Source organism: Oceaniglobus ichthyenteri, assembly GCF_003057885.1.
Lineage (GTDB): Bacteria > Pseudomonadota > Alphaproteobacteria > Rhodobacterales > Rhodobacteraceae > Oceaniglobus > Oceaniglobus ichthyenteri.
The window spans coordinates 122,048-144,851 of record NZ_QAGK01000002.1; the positions used below are offsets into that span (position 1 = coordinate 122,048).

The window sequence follows — 22,804 nt, forward strand, 5'->3', positions numbered from 1 at the left end:
ACATGACACATACAGGAACCCCCTTGGTCGAATTGCGCGACATTTCAATCGCCTTTGGCGGGATCAAGGCCGTTGACCGCGTCAGCGTTGATTTATACCCCGGCGAGGTTGTCGGCCTGTTGGGCCACAACGGCGCGGGCAAATCCACCCTGATCAAATGCCTGTCGGGTGCGTATCAGGCGGATTCGGGCGAGATTTTCGTAAACGGCGAAAAGGTAACCATCAACAACCCCCGCGATGCGCGCAATCACAACATCGAAACGATCTATCAAACCCTGGCCTTGGCCGATAACCTGGACGCGGCCAGCAACCTGTTTTTGGGCCGCGAACTGGTCAACAATATCGGTTTTGTCGACGATGCCCAGATGGAGGCCGAAACCCGCAAGATCATGCACCGCCTGAACCCGAATTTCAAAAAGTTCGCCGATCCGGTGTCGGCCCTGTCGGGCGGACAGCGCCAATCGGTCGCCATTGCACGGGCGGTTTATTTCAACGCCAAGATCCTGATCATGGACGAACCCACCGCCGCCTTGGGGCCGCAAGAAACGAAAATGGTTTCGGAACTGGTGCAGGAATTGAAACGTCAGGGGTTGGGCATCTTTTTGATTTCACACGACATTCATGATGTGATGGAGCTGTGCGATCGGGTGTCGGTGATGAAAAATGGCCAATTGGTCGGCACCGAAAACGTGGCCGATGTGACCGACGATGAAATCCTCAGCATGATCATCCTTGGCAAAAAGCCCGAGCGCGCAGCATGAGCCGGTTTATCGGCCTTGATCTTGGCACTTCCTCACTCAAAGCGATCCTGATGGATGAGGATCAGACCATTCTGGCCGAACACACCGTGCCCCTGAAGGTAGAGCGCCCCCACGATGGCTGGAGCGAACAAGACCCGAAATCATGGGAAACGGCGGCCACCGATGCCCTGCGCGCGTTGTCGGGTAAGGCGGATTGTTCCGATGCCACCGGCCTGGGCCTGGCCGGGCATATGCATGGTGCGACGCTGATTGATGCCGATGATAATGTGTTGCGCCCCTGCATGTTGTGGAACGACACGCGCAGCGCGAAACAGGCGGCGAAAATGGACGCCGACACGCGGTTTCGCGCCCTCACCGGCAATATCGTATTTCCCGGCTTTACCGCGCCCAAGGTCGATTGGGTGCGTGAAAATGAACCCGAGGTGTTTGATAAAATCGCCAAAGTCCTGTTGCCCAAGGATTATCTGCGCCTGTTTCTGACCGGTGAGTATACGTCGGATATGTCCGATGCGGCGGGCACGGCGTGGTTTGATACCGGCGCGCGGGATTGGTCGGATGAATTGCTGGCGGCCTGCCATCTGTCGCGCGATCAAATGCCAAAGCTCGCCGAAGGGTCGCAACCCACGGGGCGGTTGCGCCCGGCACTTGCGCGCGAATTGAACCTGCCCGAGATGATCGTCGCCGGGGGCGCGGGTGACAATGCCGCCGCGGCGATTGGCGCAGGCGTGGTGCGCGATGGCAGCGCGTTTTTATCCCTTGGCACATCGGGCGTGCTGTTTGCCGCCAACGCGGGCTATCGCCCTGATCCGGCCAGCGCGGTGCATACATTTTGCCACGCGGTGCCGGGCACCTGGCATCAAATGGGCGTCATTCTGGCGGCCACCGATGCGCTGAATTGGCTGGCAAATCTGACCGGGCAATCGGCGCGCGATCTGACCGCCGATCTTGGCCCGCTTGGCACGCCAACCAAAACCCTGTTCCTGCCCTATCTCGGGGGCGAACGTACGCCACACAATGATGCCGCGATGCGCGGGCAATTCCTGCACCTTGATCACAGTACCGACGCCAATGCAGCAGCGCGCGCGGTGATGCAGGGCGTTGCCTTTGCCTTTGCCGATTGCCGCGATGCCCTGGCCAGCACGGGCACACAGATCGACTCTGCCTTGGCATTGGGGGGCGGAACCAAATCGGATTATTGGCTGTCGGCCATCGCCACCACCCTGAATATCACGCTGGAATTGCCAAAAGCGGGCGATTTTGGTGCCGCCTTGGGCGCGGCCCGGTTGGGGATGATGGCCGCCACCGGCGCAGGCGCCGAAATTGCCACCCCGCCCCCCATTGCGCGGGCGATCACGCCCGACACCGCCCTGACCCAAGGCTTTGCCGATCAGCATCACCGCTATCGCGCCGCCTATGAATTGTTAAAGGATCACTGATCATGCGTTATTTCGATGGGATCGCCCCCGTTACCTTCACCGGTCCCGACACCACATCGGACCTGAGCTTTCGCCACTATGACCCGGATGAGTTGCTGAATGGTAAACGGATGGAGGATCATTTGCGGTTTTCCTGTGCCTGGTGGCATTCTTTCGCGTGGCCCGGTGGCGACCCGTTTGGCGGACAAACCTTTGATCGGCCTTGGTTTGGCGATGATATGGCAGCGGCCAAGCTGAAGGCCGACAATGCCTTTGATCTGTTTGCCATTCTCGGCCTGCCCTATTTTTGCTGGCACGATGCCGATATCCGCCCCGAGGCCGATAGTTTTGCGCAAACATCGCGCAATCTGGCCGAGATGGTCGATTATATCGGTGAGAAGATGGAAAGCTCGGGCATGAAATGCCTGTGGGGCACGGCCAATCTGTTCAGCCATCGCCGGTTTATGTCGGGTGCCGCCACCAACCCCGATCCGGATGTTTACGCATGGTCGGCGGCCACGGTAAAAACCTGCATGGATGCCACGATGAAGCTGGGCGGTGAAAACTATGTGCTGTGGGGCGGGCGTGAGGGGTATGAAACCCTGCTCAACACCGATCTGGCGCGCGAACGCGAACAGGCGGGCGCGTTTTTATCCCGTGTAGTCGAATATAAACACAAGATCGGGTTCAAAGGCGCGATATTGATCGAACCAAAACCGCAAGAGCCGACAAAACATCAATATGATTATGATGTGGCAACGGTTTACGGTTTCTTAAAACAGTTCGGATTAGAACAAGAGGTACAGGTGAATATCGAACAGGGCCATGCAATTCTGGCCGGTCATTCGTTTGAACACGAACTGGCGATGGCGCGGGCCTTGGGAATTTTCGGCTCGATCGACATGAACCGCAATGATTACCAATCGGGGTGGGACACTGATCAATTCCCCGACAACCCGCGCGAGGCGGCGCTGGCTTATTACGAGGTGCTTAAGGCTGGGGGGTTCACCACCGGTGGTACAAATTTCGATGCCAAATTGCGCCGCCAATCACTGGACCCCATCGATCTGGTTGCCGCCCATGTGGGGGGGATGGATGTATGCGCGCGGGGGCTAAAGGCAGCCGCGGCAATGCTGAACGATGAGGCGTTGGAACAGCCGCGCGCCGAACGCTATGCCGGGTGGGACACGCCCGAAGGTGCCGCGCTTTTGGGCCAATCGCTGGACGACGTGCATGACAGGGTTGTGGCGGCCGATCTGCGCCCCGAACCCCGGTCAGGGCAGCAAGAGGTGTTGGAGAATATCGTGTCGCGCTATATCTGAAAGCCTCAATCCGTCGGCGGCGCGGGCTGATGGGCCAAGGCGACGCTGGCGGCGGCCATGATATGGGCCGACATCACGTTTTCGGCCCAGGTTTCGCCCCGGGCCGCGATCGCGTCGGTCAGTTCGCGGTGGTGGCCCAAAGATCGCTGCAAATCGGCCTCTGAATACAGGTGATACGTGCGCACCACCATGCCCACATCCACCGCAACCGACAACAAAGCCAACAAACGGGGCGAGCGCGCCGCCTCGGCAATGATCCGGTGAAACCGCTCATTGGCCGCCGCGATCTGTTCGTAATCATGCTGCGATTTCGGCGGCGTATGACGGGCCATTTCATCGCAAAGCTGGCGCAGCGCCGCGATTTGATCCGGCGTGGCAAGTTTTGCGGCACGCCGCGCGGCATACCCTTCAAGCAGGCGGCGGATTTCGAAAATCTGCGCCATCTCATCCACCTGAAAACCGGCAACGCGGGTTGAATACCCTTCCTGTTTTTCAACGAACCCCTCCAGGATCAGGCGCGAAATCGCCTCGCGCACCGGGGTGCGCGACAGGCTGAGATCGGCGGCAAGACGTTGTTCTGTCAACCTCTCGCCCTGGGTCAGGCCACCTGTGATAATGGCACGCCGGATCGACAGATAAGCCTGCTCGGCGGCAGGCAGTTTCGCGTTTTCGTCGTTCATGCCATGATTTTCGGGAAACCCCCGGCCTTCATCACCATGCCCGGCACCGTGTGGCCCAGCTGTGATTGCAACCATTCGGCGGCGGCGATGGATTTATCCAGATCCATACCTGTTTTCACGCCCGAACGATCCAGCATATACAACAGATCTTCGGTGGCGATGTTGCCTGTGGCACGCGGTGCAAACGGGCACCCCCCCACCCCCCCAAACGATGCATCCAGCGCCCGCGCACCCGCCTCAATCCCGGCCCAGGCATTGGCGATGCCGGTGTTACGGGTGTTATGCAGGTGCAGCCGGATCGGCATGTCAGGATGGGCGCGGCGCACGGCGTTGACCCGGGTGGTCACATCGCGCGGCGTGGCCACACCGATGGTATCGGCCAGGGCAATTTCCACCGGACCCACGGCAACACAGGCATCGACAACCTGCATCATCCGGTCCAGCGGCACCTCACCTTCAAACGGGCAACCGAATGCCGCGGCGATGGTCACACCAATCCGGATCGGATGCGGCTGGGCCATGATGTTGCGCAGGGCGGCAATGGTTTGTTCGGTTGTCGCGCCCTGATTTTTCTGGTTGAATGTATCGCTGGCCACGACGACAAAATTCGCCTCGTCCAGACCGGCGGCAAGGGCGCGATCAAACCCGCGCTGGTTCAACGTCAGGCCGATATGCTGGCCGGTGCCGCGCGGCAGGCTGGTGGCCACCTCATCGGCGTCGGCCATTTGCGGCACGCGTTTGGGATTGACGAAACTGGTCACTTCAATACGGGCCGCGCCAGCATCGCGCGCCATTTCGATCAGCGTCAGCTTTGTCTGCGAATCAAGAATGGTTTTCTCATTTTGTATACCGTCGCGCGGCGATACCTCAATTATTTCGATATTTTCCATGATTATCTGCCAAACTGGTTTGCATTTTGTATGCACTCCTTACACCATATGAAAAGGATTCGCGACGGGCAACCGCCCACCCCAGAGGAGAAAACAAATGAGTGACGAACGGCAAGGCCCGCTAACCGATCTTCGGGTCATCGAAATGGGGCAACTTCTGGCAGGGCCGTTCTGTGGCCAGTTACTGGGCGATTTCGGTGCCGAGGTAATCAAATGCGAACAGCCCGGCGTGGGGGATCCGATGCGCCAGTGGGGACAGGAAAAACCCCATGGTAAATCCCTGTGGTGGCCCGTTGTCGCGCGCAACAAGAAATCGATCACCATCAATCTGCGCACCCCCGAGGGACAGGAGATGGTGAAAGAGCTGATCAAGGACACCGATATTCTGATCGAAAACTTCCGCCCCGGCACGATGGAGCGTTGGGGCATGGGGTATGAAGACCTTGCCGCGATCAACCCGCGTCTGATCATGGTGCGGGTCACCGGGTTTGGCCAGACCGGCCCCTATTCCAAACGCGCCGGATATGGCGCTATTGGCGAAGCGATGGGCGGTTTGCGGTATGTCGTGGGCGACCCCAGCAATCAGCCCAGCCGGATGGGCATTTCCATCGGCGATGAATTGGCGGCGGTACATGCCTGTATGGGCGCGCTGATGGCGGTCCATGCCCGTGAACGCACCGGCAGAGGCCAGGTTGTGGATTCTGCGATCTATGAATCGGTGCTGAACATGATGGAAAGCCTGGTCACTGAATATGATGTGGCGGGCTATGTGCGTGAACGGACCGGTGCAATTTTGCCCAATGTGTCCCCCTCGAACGTGTTTGACACCAAGGATGGCAAACTGCTGTTGATCGCTGCCAATCAGGATACCGTATTCAAACGGCTGGCCGAATCCATGGGCCGCCCCGAACTGGCCACTGACGAACGCTATGCCACCCATTCGGCGCGGGGCAAACACATGGTCGAACTCGATAATCTGATCAATGACTGGACCAAAACCGTGCCTCTGGACGATCTGCAAAACCTGCTGAATGACAATGGCGTCCCTTGCGGGCTGATCTACAAGGCGCAGGATATGATCGATGATCCCCACTTCAAGGCACGCGAAGCGTTGGTTGATGTCAAACACCCCGATTTCGGCATGATGAAAATGCAAAACGTCGCGCCGCGCCTGTCGGACACCCCGGGCAAGGTGCGCCATGTCGGCCCCGAACTGGGCCAGCACAACGATTATGTGTATGGCGACCTTCTGGGCCTCAACGCGGAAAAACGCGCCGATCTGAAGGCCAAGGGCATTATCTGACCGCCAGCAAGAGGAGTTGTGGTTTTTTCTTGCTCGAAATATCCTGGGGAGTGTGAGGGGCCAGCCCCTCACAAAGCAACGGTGAACCCATGACCAACCTCGATGAAAACTATGCCAAGGCGGGCTATCACAAGAAACAAACCTGGGGCGACAACCCGGCGCTGTTGCTGGTTGATTTTGCGAATGCCTATTTCGATGAAATGTCACCGCTGTTTGGCGGCGATGGTTGTGAACACGCCCTGGATAACGCGGTCATTCTGGCCGATGCGGCCCGCGCGCGCGGTGTGCCGGTAATTTTCACCGAGGTGAAGTATCAAAAAGGCGGAGCCAATGGCGGCGCGTTTTATCAAAAGGTGCCCGCACTCAAGGTGTTTGACGAAGGTCAGGACACCCAACGCCTTGCCTCGCCCCTGCGGGTGATTGGCGATGATATTATGGTGACAAAACAATATCCCAGCGCGTTTTTCGGCACCTCGCTGGATGCGACTTTGCGCAGTATGGGTGTTGATACCTTGTTGATCACCGGGCTTACCACTTCGGGCTGTGTACGGGCCAGTTGCATTGACAGTGTGTCTTTCGGGTTTGTCACCCTCGTGGTCAGCGATGCGGTGGGCGACCGGGCCGTTGGCCCGCACGACGCCAATCTGTTCGACATGTCGGCCAAATACGCCGATCTGCTGACCACACGGGATGCAATCAAATATTTCGATGCGCTCAAATCTGCCGGATGACGCCGTCGCCTCCGGTTTGCCGACCTGCATGCAAGCCATAGCCGCACGCCGCGTTTTACGCTAAGACAGCGATAGTTCAGCCCACCGCGCCGTCCACCAACGCCGCGCCAGTCACGTTTTCTGCACCACAGCATGGAACCAGTGCAGGCGCAGCAGAGTTACCGGGGTGGACGTTTGCGCAAACATCAGGAGCGTTTTTGACCGATATGACCAAAGATTCCAGCCGCCCGGCCCTCAGATCCCGCCCCTATGACACGATTGCCGTTCTGGGCGCCGGGGCCTGGGGCACCGCATTGGCCAGCGTCGCGCGCCGTGCCGGGCGCAGTGTGCGGTTGTGGGGGCGGGATCAGGCGGTGATTGACGACATGAACCGCACCGGTCACAACACCCGGTATCTGGGCGATATTGATCTGGCCACAGGTATCGTGGCCACCACCGATCTGGCCGAAGCTCTGGCCGGGGCCGAGGCTGTTTTGATTGTCATTCCTTCGGTCGCGATCCGCGATATGTGCAAACAGATTGCGCCGCTGATTGGCAAGGGCGTCGCGGTGGCGATCTGCGCCAAGGGCATCGAAGAGGGCACAGGATATCTGATGGGCCATATCGCGGCTGACGTGCTGGGTATCAATCATCCGGTGGGCGTGATTTCCGGTCCGACCTTTGCCGATGAAACCGCGATGGGCCATTTCACCGCCGCAACGGTTGCGTTCAAGTTTTCCTATGATGACAGGTTGTCGCCGATGAACAGCCCCGCCGCCCGCATGGCCGTTTCCATGAGCACGCCATCGTTTCGTACCTATATATCCGATGATCTGGTGGGGGTGGAAATTGGCGGCGCGGTGAAAAACGTGATCGCCATTGCCTGTGGCATGATGACGGGTGCGGGATTTGCGGAAAACACCCGCGCCGCCCTGATCACCCGCGGGATGGACGAAATGAAACGTCTGGCCGAAGCATTGGGCGGTCAGCGTGAAACCGTCACCGGCCTGTCGGGCGCGGGCGATCTGACGCTGACCTGTTCATCGCAAAGTTCGCGCAACATGTCGCTGGGCATGCAGTTGGGTGCCGGTATCCCGCGCGATCAGTGTTTTGATGGCAAACCCACCACGGTCGAGGGCGAGCACAACGCCATCACCGTCACCGATCTGGCCCGCCGCCTGGGTCTGGCCCTGCCGATTTGCGAGGCGGTGCGCCGTGTGTTGCATGACGGGGCCGACCTGCGCGATACTTTTGCCCATATGTGGTCTTCCCCGATCGAGGCCGAGCCGCGCGCGATGGGCCTGTCGTTCGATCACCCGTCGGGCCGTATGCCCACCCTTCCGATTGATGAGGTTTCTTCGTGACTATTCAAAGCACCGACACGACGCTCAGTGACAAACATTTCGTTCTGGCGACCGATCTTGATGGAACGTTTCTGGGCGGCACTGAGGATGACCGCAAGCGCCTGTATGATTGGATCGAGGCGCACCGCGATACGGTCGGGCTGATCTTTGTCACCGGGCGCGATCCGCAGTTTATCGAACACATGTGTCATGATGGCCTGCCCTGGCCGGAATATGTGATCGGCGATGTGGGCACCACGATTGCACAGGTGGTCGATAAAAAGGTCAGCCCGATTCCGGCCCTTGAAACCGAGATATCGAAACTCTGGGGCAATGCGGGCCATCAGGTGCGCACCGCCTTGGCCGCTGTTCCGGGATTGACGTTGCAGGAAACCGATTTTCGCTATCGGGTCAGTTATGATTACGACCCTGACACATTTGATTCCGGCGCCCATGACATTATCGGCTCCATGGGTCTTGATACCCTCGTATCTGACAATCGGTATTTCGATGTTTTGCCCAAAGGGATCAGCAAAGGCCCGTCTTTGCGGCTGCTGGCCAATCACCTGAATATTGCGCACCGCCGTCTTCTGGCGGCCGGTGATACGATGAATGATTATTCGATGCTGGCCCTTGGCGTGCCAGCCGTGGCTGTGGGCGGATCTGAACCGGCCCTCAGCGAACGATTGCGCGATATGAACCATGTGTACCACGCCAAGGCCATTGGCGCCGCCGGCATCCAAGAGGCGATTGCCGCGCTGAACCTGCACCCAAACGTATAAGGATCCCCCTATGTCGTCTGATCTGGTTATTGTCTATCACCGCCAACCCTATGAAGAGGTTGAGGAAAACGGCAAGATCGTTTTCAAGGAAAACTCCAGCCCGAATGGCATTGTTCCGACGTTGAAAAGCTTTTTCGGCAGCGTCGATCACGGCGCTTGGGTGGCGTGGAAACTGGCCGAGGATGTCAATGATCCGGGCTTTGAACAGGTTGTCGAAATTTCCGACAGCTATGGCACATATTCGGTGTCGCGCCTGCCCCTGACCGCCGAACAGGTGACTGATTTCTACCACGTCACCAGCAAAGAGGCGTTTTGGCCGATCCTGCACGGGTTTCGCGAACGCTATAACTATGACCCGGTCGATTGGAAGAATTTCCGCGACGTGAACCGCGCCTTTGCCGAGGCGGCCGCCGCCGAGGCCAAGATTGGCGCGGTGGTTTGGGTGCATGATTACAACCTGTGGCTGGTGCCGGGATATTTGCGCAAAATGCGCCCTGACGTGCGGATTTCATTCTTTCACCACACGCCGTTCCCCGCTGCGGATATGTTCAACGTCCTGCCCTGGCGCAAGGAAATCGTCGAAAGCCTGCTGGCCTGTGACATTGTCGGGTTTCACATTCCGCGCTATGCATCGAATTTTGTCTCGGTCGCGCGATCGCTGTTTGACGTCGAAGAAATCGTGCGCGTGCGGGTGGATGATGATTTCATCGCCGAAGGCACCGCGCTGACCGAACGCACCGTGCCCACCCATATCACCCACAACGATCAGAGGGTGCAAATCTGCACCGCGCCGGTCGGGGTGGATGTGAACTATATTCTGGGCAAGGCCGATTTGCCCGAAACCGCCGAACAGACCGCCGCCATCCGCGAAGAAATGGGCGATGCGCAACTGATCCTGTCGGTTGGGCGCACCGATTACACCAAAGGCGGCGCCGATCAGTTGGAAAGTTTCGGCCGCGTGTTAGAGGCAAACCCGCAATTGCGCGGCAAGGTCCGGTTGATGCACGTTTCTGTCAGCGCCAACCGCAGCATGGCCGCCTATGCCGAAGTGCAAGACACGATCGAACAAACCGCCGGGCGGATCAATGGCCGGTTCGGCACCTTTGACTGGACACCGATCACGCTGATTTCGCGCGCGGTGCCGTTTGCCGAATTGATTGCCTATTATCAGGCGGCCGATGTGGCATGGATCACGCCGCTGGCCGATGGGATGAATCTGGTATGCAAGGAATACGTGGCGGCGCGCACCGATGGCGATGGCGTTCTGGTTCTGTCTGAATTTGCCGGTGCGGCGGTTGAAATGGGCGCGGCGGTGATCACCAACCCCTATTCCTTCCGCTCGATGGATAACGCAATCCTGACGGCCCTTGCCATGCCCAAGGACGAGCGGCGCAAGCGGATGGCGCTGCTGCGCAAGGTTGTGCAGAAATATGACATCCGCGCCTGGGGCGATGCCCAGGAGGCCGCGTTCAACGAGGCGATGAAGGAACGATCAACCGTCTGACAGATTCAGCCAGCGGCCCAAAACCGACATCTCAAGAACGGTAATCGTGATCCGGTAAAGGTGGTGAAATGCCACCATTGCCGGATTGGCCGAAAGCGACAGGGCCACCAGCCCCATTTCGGTCACCCCACCGGGGGCAAAGGACAGGATCATCACCTGCACCGATTGGCCGGTAATCTGGTTGATCAGCACCGACAGGATCACCCCCAACCCCAGCATCGCCCCCACCGATGCAATCGCCAGCCCGGCCGCCACCTGCAACATCCGCGCGGTGATTCCGATAAACCGCACCCCCAGACTGACACCCAGCACAACCTGTGCCGCGGCCACCATCCAGCCCGGCGGATTGACATCGATCCAGCCAAGACCGCTCAGCACGGCGGTCGCCACCAACGGCCCGGTCAACTGCCCTGCGGGCAGCCGCAGGGCGCGCCCGACGACCAAACCGACCAGCCCCACAACCAAAACCTTGGGAATGTCCCAGGGTCCGGCGTCGGGGTTGCCAAATTCAATCCCTGCAGAACTGCCCAGCGGGCCACCGTGCAACAGGGACAGGCCGATTGGCACGCTGACAACCACCAGAATGATGCGCAAAAACTGTTGCAGGGTCAAAAGCCGGATATCTGCGCCCGCCTCTTCGCCCATGGCGATGCTTTCCATGACACCGCCGGGCGTTCCGCAATAAAACGCCGTGACCCGGCTGTATCCGCCAAACCGGCGAAACAGCCAGTAATTGGTGCCATGGGCCAGAAAAACAAAAAGGGTAACGCCGCCCAGACTGATCGCCAGATTGCGCCATTCGCCCAACATGTCGGCATCGACCTGTGCGCCGATCATCACCCCGATGATCGCAATGAACACCATCCGAAACCGAAGCGGGAAGACATAATTTGCAGGAAACCGGTGCGGCGCGACGGCGACCAAAATCGCGCTGATTGCCAGGCTGCCCATCATCCACGGCAACGGCACATTGATAAGCGCCGCCAATTCACCACCCGCCGCGCCGAGAATCAGGAGACCTGCAGTAAACCAGATAATCAAAGGCGGCGGCATGCCGGGTGAAAAACGGAACATGGCCCAGCCCTACGCCGTTTTTTTCAATGATGCCAGTATCTTTTGCCGCGCGCCCAGGTCTGCTATGAGCGTTGCCATGATAGAATTGACCGCCTTGGGATACAGCGCCGTTTTTATCGCCCTGGCGTTGGGTGGAATGCTGAAAGGCGCAACCGGAATGGGCGTGCCGATCATGGCGATTCCGGTGATGGCGGCATTTTTCGATGTGCGTTTGGCGGTGGCCCTGATGGTTTTGCCCAGCCTTGGCACGAATTTCTGGCAGCTTTGGCAGTATCGCCACCACAGATCGGGGGGCCTTGGCTGGCGGATGGCCATATCGGGGGCGGCAGGGGTGGTATTGGGCAGCGTTTTGTTGGTGACAATGCCGGTGCGCGCCCTGACTTTGATCGTGGCGTTTGCGGTGCTGGGGTATATCGCGCTGCGGCTGTTGCGGGCTGAATTTGCCCTGAGCCCGGTACAGGCCCGGCGCATCGTGTTGCCAATGGGGCTGGCTGCGGGTGTGTTGCAGGGGGCGGGGGGCATATCATCGCCGGTTTCGGTCAGTTTTTTAAATGCCGCACAGTTGCCGCGCCCGGTGTTTATCGCCACGCTTTCGCTATTTTTCATCGCGATCAGTGCGGTGCAATTGCCCACATTGGCCGCCTTGGGGTTTTACACGCCCCAAATGCTGTTGCTCAGCGCGCTGGCGGTGATTCCGGTGCTGGCGTTCATGCCGGTGGGGGCATATCTGGCCCGTGCGATCAGCCCTAAAGCGTTTGATCGCCTGATATTGGGCGTGCTGACGGGGCTGGCGATCAAACTGATCTTCTGGCCCTAGAGTGCGGCAAGCACTTCAATCTCAACCACAAATTCGGGCCGGGTAAAACCTGACACGATCATCAGGGTCGAGGCAGGCAAAACCGCGACATCGCTCAGCCACCGATCCCGCGCAGCCATATATCCGGCCATGTGCGCGCGGTCGGTGACATAGGCGTTCAGACGCAAAACCGCGCCCCGCCCTGCCCCGGCTTCGGCCAGAATCGCATCGATATTGGCAAAACAGATGTCGGCCTGCGCCTCGGCGCCTTCGGGCACGGTGCCATCTTGCGCCAGGCCCAACTGGCCCGAACTGGCGATCAGCTGTGCGCCTTTTGGTGCAATCACACCGTGGGAATATCGGGCAAAAGGCGGGGCGATGGTGGCGGGGGCAAGGGGGCGCATGGCGAATCTCCGTAGGGTGCGCGCCCAAAATGCCGGTTTTCGCGCCCATGCCCAGAGCGATCCACACCAAAACCCCACGCCACCCGATAAATTTTTGCAAAAATCGGCGAATCTGCCTATCACCGGTCTGTGATCCGAGGCACATTGCCGCAAGGGCGGCCCGCCTTTTCCACATTTGCCGCGTGGCCAATAAAAATGCCCGATACAAACCTGGAGGAACCCCATGTCTTACCTTGCCAAAACTGCGCTGACGGGCGCGATGATTCTGACCGGCGTTGCCGCCGCACAGGCGGAAAACGCCAAAGTCGTGTTTGGGACCAACTGGTTGGCCCAGGCCGAACATGGCGGGTTTTACCAATCGGTCGCCGATGGCACCTATGCCGAATGCGGTCTGGATGTTGAAATCGTGTCGGGCGGGCCGCAGGTGAACAACCGCGCGCTGTTGTTGGCGGGGCGGATTGATTATCACATGGGCGGCGATCTGTTGGACACGTTCAACGCCGCACGCGAGGAAATTCCCGTGGTTCTGGCGGCTGCGATCTTTCAAAAACATCCACAAGTTTTGCTGACCCATCCGGGCAAGGCCGAAACCTTTGAAGATCTGAAGGATCTGGAACTGTTGATCGGTGACAACGGGTTTTCCAATTTCTATCAGTGGATGATTTCGGCCTATGGGTTCACCGTCGAACAGCGCCGCCCCTATACCTATAATTCCGCACCGTTCATTTCGAATGAAAATTCGGCGATGCAGGGGTTTCTGTCGTCCGAACCCTTTGCCATCGAAAAAGAGGCCGGATTCAAACCCAACGTTTTCCTGATCGCCGATGCGGGCTATTCGTCGTATTCCACGTCGATCGAAGTGATGCGCTCAACCATCGAAGAAAAGCCCGAGCAGGTGCAGTGCTTTGTCGATGGGTCGATCAAGGGCTGGTACAATTACCTCTATGGTGACAACACGGCCGCCAACGAAATGATCAAGGCCGCGAACCCCGACATCACCGATGAAAAGCTTGCCTATGCCCATGGCAAGATGAAATCCGAGGGAATCGTGGATTCCGGCGATGCCCTGGAAATGGGAATCGGCGCCGTGAATGAACAGGTGATCTCTGACTTCTACGCCAAGGTGGTTGAGGCTGGCGTGGTCGAAGACGGGCTGGATTGGTCCGCCAATGTGACAGACCAATTCGTGAATAAAAAGGTCGGAATGGATCTTAAGCCCGCGAACTAAGACTCATCAACTTGCGATTGGGGGGCATGGCCCCCCAATCATCGGAGATACCTATCGTGACATCCCCCCTTCCCCCAGTGGGTCAACGGCCCGATCTGCTGCGCATGGAAGCTGTGAACAAGACGTTCGGCAGCGATATCGTGGCCTTGGACAACATGAACCTGAATGTGCAATCGGGCGATTTCATATCGCTTCTTGGGCCGTCGGGATGTGGCAAATCCACCGCGCTGCGCCTGATTTCGGGGTTGATGCAACCCACCCAGGGGCGGATCGAATGGCAGGTGCCCCATGATCCCGGTGATCTGGGCGTGGTGTTTCAGGAACCCACGCTGATGCCTTGGGCCACGGTGGCGCAAAACGTCTGGCTGCCATTCCGGTTGCGCGGCAAATCCTACGCCGCCGTTCGTGATGACGTCCGCGAGGCGCTGGCCCTTGTCGGCCTTGATAAATTCGAAGACGCCTATCCCCGCGAACTGTCGGGGGGCATGAAAATGCGCGTGTCGATTGCCCGCGCCATGGTGACCCATCCGAAATTGATCCTGATGGATGAACCCTTTGCCGCGCTGGATGAAATCACCCGGTTCAAGTTGAACAACGATCTGTTGCAACTGAAAGAAAAAATCGGCTGTACCGTGATCTTTGTCACCCATTCGGTGTTTGAATCGGTGTTTTTAAGTGACCGCATCGTGGTAATGGCCGCGCGTCCGGGCCGCGTTCAGGCGGAACTGACCGTCGACACGCCCTATCCCCGATCGGAAGAGTTTCGCACCTCGTCGGAATACGCCCAACAATGCCGCGCCGCATCCGACGCCCTTCAAGATGCAATGGGAATGCCCGCATGAGTGTAGCAAGCCAAGGCCCGGCCGGGCCATCCGCCCCCATCGACGCCGAAGAGGCCAGCCGCGCCCGCCGCACCCGGATCGAAAAAATCGCGCGCTGGACCCTGCCGATCATTGTGATGCTGGCGACGCTATATTTTTGGGACAGGATCGTGGTCTGGAACGAAATCCCCCATTATATCCTGCCCGGCCCCGGCCGCGTCTGGGAAAGCCTGGTCACCGATTGGGCGATGCTGTGGGATGCCGCAATGCTAACCGGGAAAATCACGCTGATGGCGTTGGTTCTGGCCGTGTTGGGCGGTGCCGGATTGGCGATTTTGTTCAACCAAAGCAAGATGGTTGAAATGTCGCTCTATCCCTATGCGGTGATTTTACAGGTTACCCCCGTGGTCAGCGTTGCGCCGTTGATCTTTATCTATGTCAGCTCAAAAACCGTGGGCATGTTGCTGTGTGCATGGATCGTGGCGTTCTTTCCAGTGCTATCCTCGACCACGCTTGGGTTGAATTCGGTCGATCATAACCTGCGTGATCTTTACCGCATCTATGGCGCGTCGCGCTGGCAACGGCTGTGGCTTTTGCAAATCCCTTCGGCGCTGCCCTATTTTCTGGGCGGCCTTAAAATCGCCGGTGGGCTCAGCCTGATTGGCGCTGTTGTGGCCGAATTGGTGGCGGGCACCGGGGGTGTTGGCGCGGGTCTGGCGTTTCGCATTCAAGAGGCCGGGTATCGGTTGAACATCTCGCGCATGTTTGCCGCGCTTGGTCTGGTGGCGCTGATGGGTGTTGTGATCTTTTCCGCCCTGTCCTTCTTTTCGCACATTATGCTGCGCAAATGGCACGAAAGTGCCCTGAAACGAGAGAACTGATGGATTTTCGAACTCTGCCGAGCGGCCCCGTCACCCTTGAGAATGTTACTGTCCCGGCGTGTTTGCTGGGCCAACCGGGCGATTTGATCCGCACGTCGCTTTCCTTGGCCAATGGCAAGATTTCCGGGCCACAGAACATCGCCCTTGATATGGCGGGCGCATTGGTTTTGCCCGGCTTTGTCGATATGCACACCCATCTGGACAAGGGCCACATCTGGAACCGTTCGCCCAACCCCGATGGCACATTCATGGGCGCGCTGAACACGGTGGAACGTGACCGCACCGCCCGTTGGAGCGCGCAAGACGTGGCGCGCCGCGCCGATTTCGCCCTGCGCTGTGCCTATGCCCATGGCACCACCGCGATCCGCACGCATTTAGACAGTATCCCACCCCAAGACGAAATTTCATGGGCGGTGTTCCGCGATCTGCGCGATAAATGGGCAGACCGCATCACCCTTCAGGCGGCCTGCCTGATCGGCTGTGATCAGATGGAGCCTGAAGGCAGTTTTGCCCATACCGCCGATATCGTGGCGCAATCGGGCGGTGTTTTGGGCATGGTCACCTATCCGGTTCCCGATCTGAAACAGCGTCTGTTGGGGTTCCTGAACCTGGCCCGCGCGCGCAATCTTGAGATTGATTTTCACGTCGATGAAACCATGGATGCCAGCAGCGAAACGTTGCGCCTGATTGCCGAGACGATTCTGGAAACCGGGTTTGATGCCCCGGTCACGGTGGGCCACTGCTGCTCTTTGTCCACCCAGGACGAGGCGCGCGCGCTTGACACACTTGATCTGGTGGCCAAGGCCGGAATCAACGTCGTCAGCCTGCCAATGTGCAACCTGTATTTGCAAGACCGCCACGCCGGGCGCACCCCGCGCGGGCGCGGCATCACCCTGGTCCATGAGATGAAGGCGCGCGGCATCAATGTGTCGTTCGCCTCTGACAACACCCGCGATCCGTTCTATGCCTTTGGCGATCTCGATATGCTTGAGGTGCTGCGCCAGGCCACGCGCATCGGCCATCTGGATCACTCGGATCCCGATTGGGTGCAATCGGTGCTGGGCAACCCGGCCCGTGCCTGTAGTTTGCCTGCACCGTCTCTTACGCCCGGCGCGCCCGGCGATCTTTCAATCTACAACGCCCGAAACTGGTCTGAACTGTTCGCCCGCCCACACTCCGACAGGATCGTGTTGCGCAACGGCGCACAGATTGACCGCACCTTGCCCGATTATGCCGAACTCGACGATCTGATGGAGCCGAAATGACACCCAATATCGCCGCCGCCAAGGCCGCCCTCGCCCACCTCGACATTGAGGAAAAAGAGACCAACATCCGCGCCTCATCGCGGGATTTCTTCTGGTATTCCCCGGTGCTCAAGGCGCGCCTTGATCATGTGGTGGCCGATTTCGTGGTGCGCCCCCGCACCGAGGCCGAAGTCATCGAAGTGCTGAAAGCTTGTTATGCCCATAATGTGCCGGTCACCACCCGCGGCGCGGGCACCGGCAATTATGCCCAAGCCATGCCACTTGAGGGCGGCTGTGTCATGCATCTGCGCCATATGACCGCCGTGAAGGAAATTCACCCGGGCCGGGTGATTGTGGAACCGGGCTGTTTGCTGAAAGACTTGGACGCCGCCACGAAAGAGCATTCCAACCAGGAACTGCGCATGGTCTCATCCACCTGGTCGACGGCCACTATTGGCGGGTTTATCGCCGGCGGGTCGGGCGGCGTGGGGTCTTGCACCTGGGGCACATTGCGCGATCTGGGCAACATCATCCGCCTGCGCGTCGTCACCATGGAAGAAGAGCCGCGCATCCTGGAATTTCATGGCAAGGATCTGGAGCGTGTGTCCCACGCCTATGGCACCAACGGCATCATCACCGAAATCGAAATGCCCCTGGCCCCCGCCTATGACTGGGTGGAACTGTTCGTCACCACCGATGATTTCATGGACGCCGCCCGCTTTGCCGATCAGTTGGCCAACGAAGATGGCATCCTGATCAAACTGGTCTCAGTTTTCGAAGCGCCAATCGCCCATGATTATTTCCAACGGGTCAAACCCCATGTAGAGCCGGGCAGCAATGTGATTGCCCTGATGGTGGCGCCCCATTCCATGGATGGGTTTCTGACATTTCTCGATCAACACCCCGGCGCCGCGCTGATCTATCGCAGCGATGATCATAACTGGGATCGCACCCCGGGCGCCATTTTCGAATATGGTTGGAACCACACCACATTGCGCGCGCTCAAGGTCGATCCGTCGATCACCTATTTGCAGGTGCGCTATGCCTATCCCGATCACCTGGACCTGATCGAAAAGATGCAAAAGCAGTTCAGCCCCGAATTGCTGCAACATCTCGAAGTGTTGCGCGAAGAGGGCAAGGTTATGTTTGCTGGCCTGACATTGGTGAAATTCACCTCCGAAGAGCGTCTGGAAGAAATCATGAAGCTGCATGAAGACGCAGGCGCAATGATTTTCAATCCCCACCGTTATACGCTGGAGGAAGGCGGGCGCCAAATTGTCGACGATCGCCAGTTGAAATTCAAACAAGAGGCCGATCCAAAGGGCCTGTTGAACCCGGGTAAAATGCTGTCTTGGGACACGCCGGATTTTGATTTCAAATCGATCTACAGCCACCCGCGTATTCAGGCTGCGGAATGACTGCAACCGGTGGATCTGGGGGCGTTGCCCCCGCGCCTTGCGGCGCTCCCCCAGGATATTTGGAGCAAGAAAAAACAAGGCGCAGTGCCACTGGTTTTTTCTTGCCTGAAATATCCCCGCCGGAGGCATCCTGCGCCCACAATCGCCACTACGGGTTGAAATGACACGCGCGCTTGTCCTGTTTGCCCATCCCTGTGCCGATAGTTTTTCGGCAGCTTTGAAAGATCGGGTGGTGGCCACCCTGTCTGATCGGGGGTGGGCGGTGGACCTGTGTGATTTGTACGCCGAGGGGTTTGATCCGGTTTTATCCCCGGCCGAGCGGCGCGGATACCATGACAGCCCGGAAAACCGCGCGCCAGTGCAGGGCTATGTTGACCGGATCATCGCAGCGCAGGCGATGGTTCTGGTATTTCCGGTTTGGAATTTCGGCTATCCTGCCATTCTCAAGGGGTTTTTGGACCGGGTATTCTTACCCGGTGTGTCATTCCGGCTGGAGCGCGGCCAGGTCAGGCCAAACCTTACCCATATTCGCAAACTGGCCGCTGTTACCACCTATGGCGGCAACCGTATGACAGCAATATTGATGGGCGATCCGCCCCGCAGATGCGTGACCCGCGCCATGCGACATATCTGTCGGCCTGACACGATGAAATACTTGGCTTTGTATAATATGAATCGCGCCAGCGATGCCACCCGCTCTGGTTTTCTGACCAAGGTGGAGAACAAAATGAAGAGGTTTTAAGATGCGCGCCCTTGTTGTTTATTGCCACCCCAAGCCCGACAGTTTCACTGCCGCTGTGCGCGATGTGGTGCTTGATCAATTAAAAGAGGCGGGTGCGGAAATCAGGCTGAGTGATCTGTACTCCCGCGGCTTTCCACCGGCGCTAACTGACGAAGAACTTACGCTTTATCTGGACGAAACCCGCAATAGCGCCCCTGTTCAGCAAGATGTCGACGATCTGAAATGGTGTGACACGTTGATTTTTGTCTATCCCACATGGTGGTACGGCCTGCCTGCGGTCTTGAAGGGTTGGCTGGATCGGGCCATGGTGCCGGGCGTGGCGTTCAAGATGCCCGATGAGGTGCACAAAACCATCCGCCCCGGATTACAGCACATCACCCGTTTGGGGGTTTTCACCACCTGTGGCGCCAGTTGGTGGTTAACCCAACTGGTTGGCGCGCCGGGCAAGCGCACGCTGATGCGGGGTTTGCGCCTGAACTGTGCGATCACGTGCAAAACCGCCTTTGCCGCCCATTATCTGATGGACAGCGCCACCCCCGACAGCCTTGCCGCTCATCTGCTCAAGGTGCGCACCAAAATGATACGCCTCGTGGGCAAGGCCAAACCCGAACGTGCCAAGGCGTGATAACAAATGATCCGTGACGCACGTCATCCGTGCGCCCCGCCGGTTGCTTGTCCGCCAAATCCAATACCACCCATTCCCCAAAGGAGCCCGCATGAAACGTTTTGATTGGGCGCAGTACCGCGCCTCTGAATATGGCGATATTGATCCGGCCAACACCATTGCCATCCTGCCCACTGCCGCCATCGAGCAGCACGGGCCGCACCTGCCGGTTGGGGTGGATACAATGATTGCCAATGGTATGTTAGACGAATTGCGCGCCGCCTGCCCCGATGATCTGGACATTCGCATTCTGCCCACACAATCCATTGGCAAATCCAACGAACACCTCTGGGCCAGGGGCACCCTTACCCTTACCGCCGCCACCGCCCTCTCCGCCTGGACCGAAATTGGCCTGTCGGTGGCGCGGGCCGGGGTGAAAAAGTTGGTGATCGTCAATTCCCATGGCGGCAACCTGGATCTGGTATCGATCCTGACGCGCGAATTGCGGGTGCAGGCCGGGATGCTGGCGGTAAAATGCCAATGGGCCGGGTTTGGCGCGCCAGATGGCCTGTACTCTTCGCACGAAGACGCGTTTGGCATTCATGGCGGCGATCAGGAAACATCGCTGATGCTGCATTTTCACCCGGATACGGTGGATATGACAAAGGCTGAAAATTTCACCTCATCCGCCGAAACCACGGCGATTTCGCCGGTCGGGCCGGTCAGCTATGGCTGGATCGCCAGCGATCTGTCGCAAAGCGGCACCGTGGGCAACGCCGCCGCCGCCACAGCCGCGAAAGGGGCGGCAACAGCGCAGCATCAGATCAAAGGGTTCATTGATTTGCTGTACAAGGTGCGCGCAATGCCGCTTCCCCAAGGGCAAGACAATGGAACCTAGCCTAATCAAACGACGTTGCCTAAGCTGATGCCGTAACGCTTATTTTTTGCCGGAGCCATTGTCATGTTCACCACCCTTTCAAAAACCGCCACAGCCGCCGCATTTCTGGCATTCGCCGCAACCGGGGCCAATGCGGCACCCTGTGGCAACAGCGCCGGTGGGTTCAACGCCTGGAAAGCCGCATTCGCCAACGAGGCAAAAGCAGCGGGCGTTGGGCAACGGGGGCTTCAGGCATTGGCCAACACCCAATATGCCACCAAAACCATTCAGGCCGATCGAAACCAGAAAAGTTTCCGCTATAGCCTGGAAAAATTCATGGAGATACGTGGCGCCAACACAATCATTGCCCAGGGACGCAAACGCAAAGCGCAAAACGCCAATTTCTTTAACGCCATCGAGCGGCAATATGGCGTGCCGGCCGGTGTTCTGATCGCGATTCACGGTATGGAAACCGGATTTGGACGCTTCATGGGCGACAGCAATGTCGTGTCGGCGATCACCACTCTGGCCTATGATTGCCGCCGGTCGGATTTCTTTACGCCGCACGCTTTGGCGGCGCTGCAAATGGTGGATCGCGGGCACATCTCGCCAAATGTCCTTGGCGCACGCCATGGTGAATTGGGGCACACACAATTTCTGCCCGGCAATGCCCTGCGCTATGGGGTCGATGGCGATGGCAACGGGCGTGTCGATCTGACCAATTACACCGATGCCATGGTCAGCACGGCCAATTTCCTGCGCCAAAAAGGTTGGAAACCCGGCGCGCCCTATCAGGAGGGGCAGCCCAATTTCCGTGTGATCCAAGCCTGGAACGCGGCGGGCGTGTACCAAAAGGCAATCGCCATCATGGCCGCCAAGATCGACGGCTAAGCTTGGCACCAACGGGCCCCATGTCAGGCGCACGCCTGATGTGGGGGCATAGGGTGGCCCGCTTCAGCGGGCCTCGTTTTGGTCAAACCCGGCGATCCATCCGGGAATCGCGCCAATATCGGCAAACAGCACGTCGGCCCATTTGGTTAATGCGGCGGTATTCCGCCCATCGCCTGTTATCCCGATGCTAACCATATCTGCGGCCCGCGCCGCCATCAGATCATGGGTACTGTCCCCCACCATCGCCACCTGCTCAGGGGCCAACCCTGCCGCTTTGGCAAAGGCCAGCAAGGGGCCGGGATCGGGCTTTGCGCCATGGCCACTGTCCGATCCGGCGATGAACGTGAACCGGTCCAATATGCCCGCCTGGCGCAAATGCGTCCGGGCCGGGGCTTCGGCATCATTGGTGACCAGACCAAGGGTCAACTGACGCGCCTGCAAGGCCTCCAGAACCGGGATCAGGGGTACTGTTGGCACCTGTTTTACCGATTGGGTCAAAGTGTTCATATGTCCGATCAGCCCGGCATGATCCCACCCCGAGATATGGGGCAACAGCCGCCTGGCGATCATATCGGGGGTGTCGGCCACCACCGGGCTATTGGCCAAAAACGTTTCCGTTTCAGGGACATATCCAACCACCCGCGCCAGCTTGGCAAAGTGATCGGGCGCATCTGCCAGCTCTTGTAAAAACTGGCGACACCATGCGCCCCAGGTCGCATTGAAATCAAACAGCGTGCCGTCCTTGTCAAACACGACACCCTTTATGTCCAATGCACCTGCCCCCCGCCGGGCAATGCCGCACGCGCCTGCATCACCGTTTCATAGGGATGGCCCACCGTGTCGCAAAACCGCACGACCCAGGCATCATCCATCAGCAGAAAATCCAGAACCGAAGCCAGAAAATCAGGATCGCCCACCCGGGCGCGCAAATCATCGACGCCCACGCCGGTCGCCCCCATGAACACGCCCAACAGATCATCCTCACCGGCCAACCAGCCCAGAGCCTGCACCGCCAGAGTTTCGGCTGTTTCCTGCCGCATCACGAAATCCTCATATCTTGGAAAGGGTTTGTTAATCATTCTCAGTGAATGGTTACCTAGACCAGTACAAATTG

General features: G+C 58.6%; 24 protein-coding genes. 18 read left to right on the top strand and 6 right to left on the bottom strand.

Annotated elements, in window-relative coordinates; genetic code table 11:
• The first annotated feature begins 2 nt into the window (after window positions 1-2).
• From C8265_RS03610 to xylA, 3 genes are read left to right on the top strand one after another with little or no spacing between them, the layout of a single operon-like run.
• Window positions 3-761 (top strand): ATP-binding cassette domain-containing protein, encoded by a 759-nt coding sequence (locus tag C8265_RS03610; RefSeq protein ID WP_108482629.1) that lies wholly within the window; start codon window positions 3-5, stop codon window positions 759-761.
• Window positions 758-2,197 (top strand): xylulokinase, encoded by a 1,440-nt coding sequence (xylB, locus tag C8265_RS03615; RefSeq protein ID WP_108482630.1) that lies wholly within the window; start codon window positions 758-760, stop codon window positions 2,195-2,197. The genes C8265_RS03610 and xylB overlap by 4 nt, the downstream gene beginning before the upstream one ends.
• On the top strand, window positions 2,197-3,498 hold the full coding sequence (gene xylA / locus C8265_RS03620; protein ID WP_420818842.1) for a xylose isomerase: 1,302 nt from the start codon (window positions 2,197-2,199) through the stop codon (window positions 3,496-3,498). Before xylB ends, xylA begins: the two co-directional genes overlap by 1 nt.
• Window positions 3,499-3,503: 5 nt before the next feature.
• Here xylA and C8265_RS03625 read toward each other — a convergent pair whose 3' ends face one another.
• Both C8265_RS03625 and C8265_RS03630 read right to left on the bottom strand, forming a co-directional pair.
• A complete protein-coding gene (locus C8265_RS03625) occupies window positions 3,504-4,178 on the bottom strand; it encodes a GntR family transcriptional regulator (protein ID WP_108482632.1) in 675 nt (224 codons plus the stop codon).
• A complete protein-coding gene (locus C8265_RS03630; protein ID WP_108482633.1) occupies window positions 4,175-5,068 on the bottom strand; it encodes a hydroxymethylglutaryl-CoA lyase in 894 nt (297 codons plus the stop codon). Before C8265_RS03630 ends, C8265_RS03625 begins: the two co-directional genes overlap by 4 nt.
• A gap of 97 nt (window positions 5,069-5,165) precedes the next feature.
• Here C8265_RS03630 and C8265_RS03635 point away from each other — a divergent pair, with 97 nt between their 5' ends.
• The 5 genes from C8265_RS03635 (at window position 5,166) to ggpS (ending at window position 10,710) form a co-directional block, all read left to right on the top strand.
• Window positions 5,166-6,371, top strand: a complete 1,206-nt coding sequence (locus C8265_RS03635; protein WP_108482634.1) for a CaiB/BaiF CoA transferase family protein — start codon at window positions 5,166-5,168, stop codon at window positions 6,369-6,371.
• Between the two features lie 89 nt (window positions 6,372-6,460).
• Complete coding sequence (locus tag C8265_RS03640; protein ID WP_108482635.1) at window positions 6,461-7,102, top strand: isochorismatase family protein; 642 nt, start codon at window positions 6,461-6,463, stop codon at window positions 7,100-7,102.
• Window positions 7,103-7,308: 206 nt separating this feature from the next.
• Window positions 7,309-8,445 (top strand): NAD(P)H-dependent glycerol-3-phosphate dehydrogenase, encoded by a 1,137-nt coding sequence (locus C8265_RS03645; protein WP_108482636.1) that lies wholly within the window; start codon window positions 7,309-7,311, stop codon window positions 8,443-8,445.
• A 2-nt stretch (window positions 8,446-8,447) separates the two neighbouring features.
• Entirely contained in the window at window positions 8,448-9,206 is a 759-nt protein-coding gene (locus C8265_RS03650; RefSeq protein WP_420818843.1) for an HAD-IIB family hydrolase, read from the top strand.
• Window positions 9,207-9,216: 10 nt separating this feature from the next.
• The gene (ggpS, locus tag C8265_RS03655) at window positions 9,217-10,710 is read left to right on the top strand and encodes a glucosylglycerol-phosphate synthase (RefSeq protein ID WP_108482638.1); all 1,494 of its coding nucleotides are present in this window, start codon (window positions 9,217-9,219) and stop codon (window positions 10,708-10,710) included.
• On the opposite strand, the gene C8265_RS03660 is transcribed toward ggpS, so the two are convergent.
• Entirely contained in the window at window positions 10,699-11,784 is a 1,086-nt protein-coding gene (locus C8265_RS03660) for an AbrB family transcriptional regulator (protein ID WP_240610965.1), read from the bottom strand. The genes ggpS and C8265_RS03660 overlap by 12 nt on opposite strands.
• 76 nt (window positions 11,785-11,860) lie before the next feature.
• Between C8265_RS03660 and C8265_RS03665 the strand changes: the two genes are divergently transcribed.
• Entirely contained in the window at window positions 11,861-12,601 is a 741-nt protein-coding gene (locus tag C8265_RS03665; RefSeq protein WP_108482960.1) for a sulfite exporter TauE/SafE family protein, read from the top strand.
• Here C8265_RS03665 and C8265_RS03670 read toward each other — a convergent pair.
• Window positions 12,598-12,984, bottom strand: coding sequence for a RidA family protein (locus C8265_RS03670; protein WP_108482961.1), 387 nt, complete (start codon window positions 12,982-12,984; stop codon window positions 12,598-12,600). The genes C8265_RS03665 and C8265_RS03670 overlap by 4 nt on opposite strands.
• 223 nt (window positions 12,985-13,207) lie before the next feature.
• On the opposite strand from C8265_RS03670, the gene C8265_RS03675 reads away from it, so the two are divergent.
• The 9 genes from C8265_RS03675 (at window position 13,208) to C8265_RS03715 (ending at window position 21,690) form a co-directional block, all read left to right on the top strand.
• Window positions 13,208-14,212 carry an ABC transporter substrate-binding protein gene (locus tag C8265_RS03675; protein ID WP_108482639.1) on the top strand — a complete coding sequence of 335 codons (1,005 nt, stop codon included), beginning with the start codon at window positions 13,208-13,210 and terminating at the stop codon, window positions 14,210-14,212.
• Window positions 14,213-14,316: 104 nt separating this feature from the next.
• A complete protein-coding gene (locus tag C8265_RS03680) occupies window positions 14,317-15,054 on the top strand; it encodes an ABC transporter ATP-binding protein (protein WP_108482962.1) in 738 nt (245 codons plus the stop codon).
• Window positions 15,051-15,914, top strand: coding sequence for an ABC transporter permease (locus C8265_RS03685; protein ID WP_108482640.1), 864 nt, complete (start codon window positions 15,051-15,053; stop codon window positions 15,912-15,914). The genes C8265_RS03680 and C8265_RS03685 overlap by 4 nt, the downstream gene beginning before the upstream one ends.
• Window positions 15,914-17,179, top strand: coding sequence for a cytosine deaminase (locus C8265_RS03690; RefSeq protein ID WP_108482641.1), 1,266 nt, complete (start codon window positions 15,914-15,916; stop codon window positions 17,177-17,179). The genes C8265_RS03685 and C8265_RS03690 overlap by 1 nt, the downstream gene beginning before the upstream one ends.
• The gene (locus C8265_RS03695; RefSeq protein ID WP_108482642.1) at window positions 17,176-18,576 is read left to right on the top strand and encodes an FAD-binding oxidoreductase; all 1,401 of its coding nucleotides are present in this window, start codon (window positions 17,176-17,178) and stop codon (window positions 18,574-18,576) included. The genes C8265_RS03690 and C8265_RS03695 overlap by 4 nt, the downstream gene beginning before the upstream one ends.
• Before the next feature lie 160 nt (window positions 18,577-18,736).
• On the top strand, window positions 18,737-19,318 hold the full coding sequence (locus C8265_RS03700; protein ID WP_108482643.1) for an NAD(P)H-dependent oxidoreductase: 582 nt from the start codon (window positions 18,737-18,739) through the stop codon (window positions 19,316-19,318).
• A 1-nt stretch (window position 19,319) separates the two neighbouring features.
• Window positions 19,320-19,943, top strand: a complete 624-nt coding sequence (locus C8265_RS03705) for an NAD(P)H-dependent oxidoreductase (RefSeq protein WP_108482644.1) — start codon at window positions 19,320-19,322, stop codon at window positions 19,941-19,943.
• A gap of 91 nt (window positions 19,944-20,034) precedes the next feature.
• Window positions 20,035-20,820: a creatininase family protein gene (locus C8265_RS03710; protein ID WP_108482645.1), complete on the top strand. Its 786-nt coding sequence runs from the start codon at window positions 20,035-20,037 to the stop codon at window positions 20,818-20,820.
• A 63-nt stretch (window positions 20,821-20,883) separates the two neighbouring features.
• The gene (locus C8265_RS03715) at window positions 20,884-21,690 is read left to right on the top strand and encodes a lytic murein transglycosylase (RefSeq protein WP_108482646.1); all 807 of its coding nucleotides are present in this window, start codon (window positions 20,884-20,886) and stop codon (window positions 21,688-21,690) included.
• 63 nt (window positions 21,691-21,753) lie between these two features.
• Here C8265_RS03715 and C8265_RS03720 read toward each other — a convergent pair whose 3' ends face one another.
• Window positions 21,754-22,461 carry an HAD family hydrolase gene (locus tag C8265_RS03720; protein ID WP_108482647.1) on the bottom strand — a complete coding sequence of 236 codons (708 nt, stop codon included), beginning with the start codon at window positions 22,459-22,461 and terminating at the stop codon, window positions 21,754-21,756.
• Window positions 22,452-22,730, bottom strand: coding sequence for a DUF3572 domain-containing protein (locus C8265_RS03725; RefSeq protein WP_108482963.1), 279 nt, complete (start codon window positions 22,728-22,730; stop codon window positions 22,452-22,454). Before C8265_RS03725 ends, C8265_RS03720 begins: the two co-directional genes overlap by 10 nt.
• Window positions 22,731-22,804 lie beyond the last annotated feature (74 nt).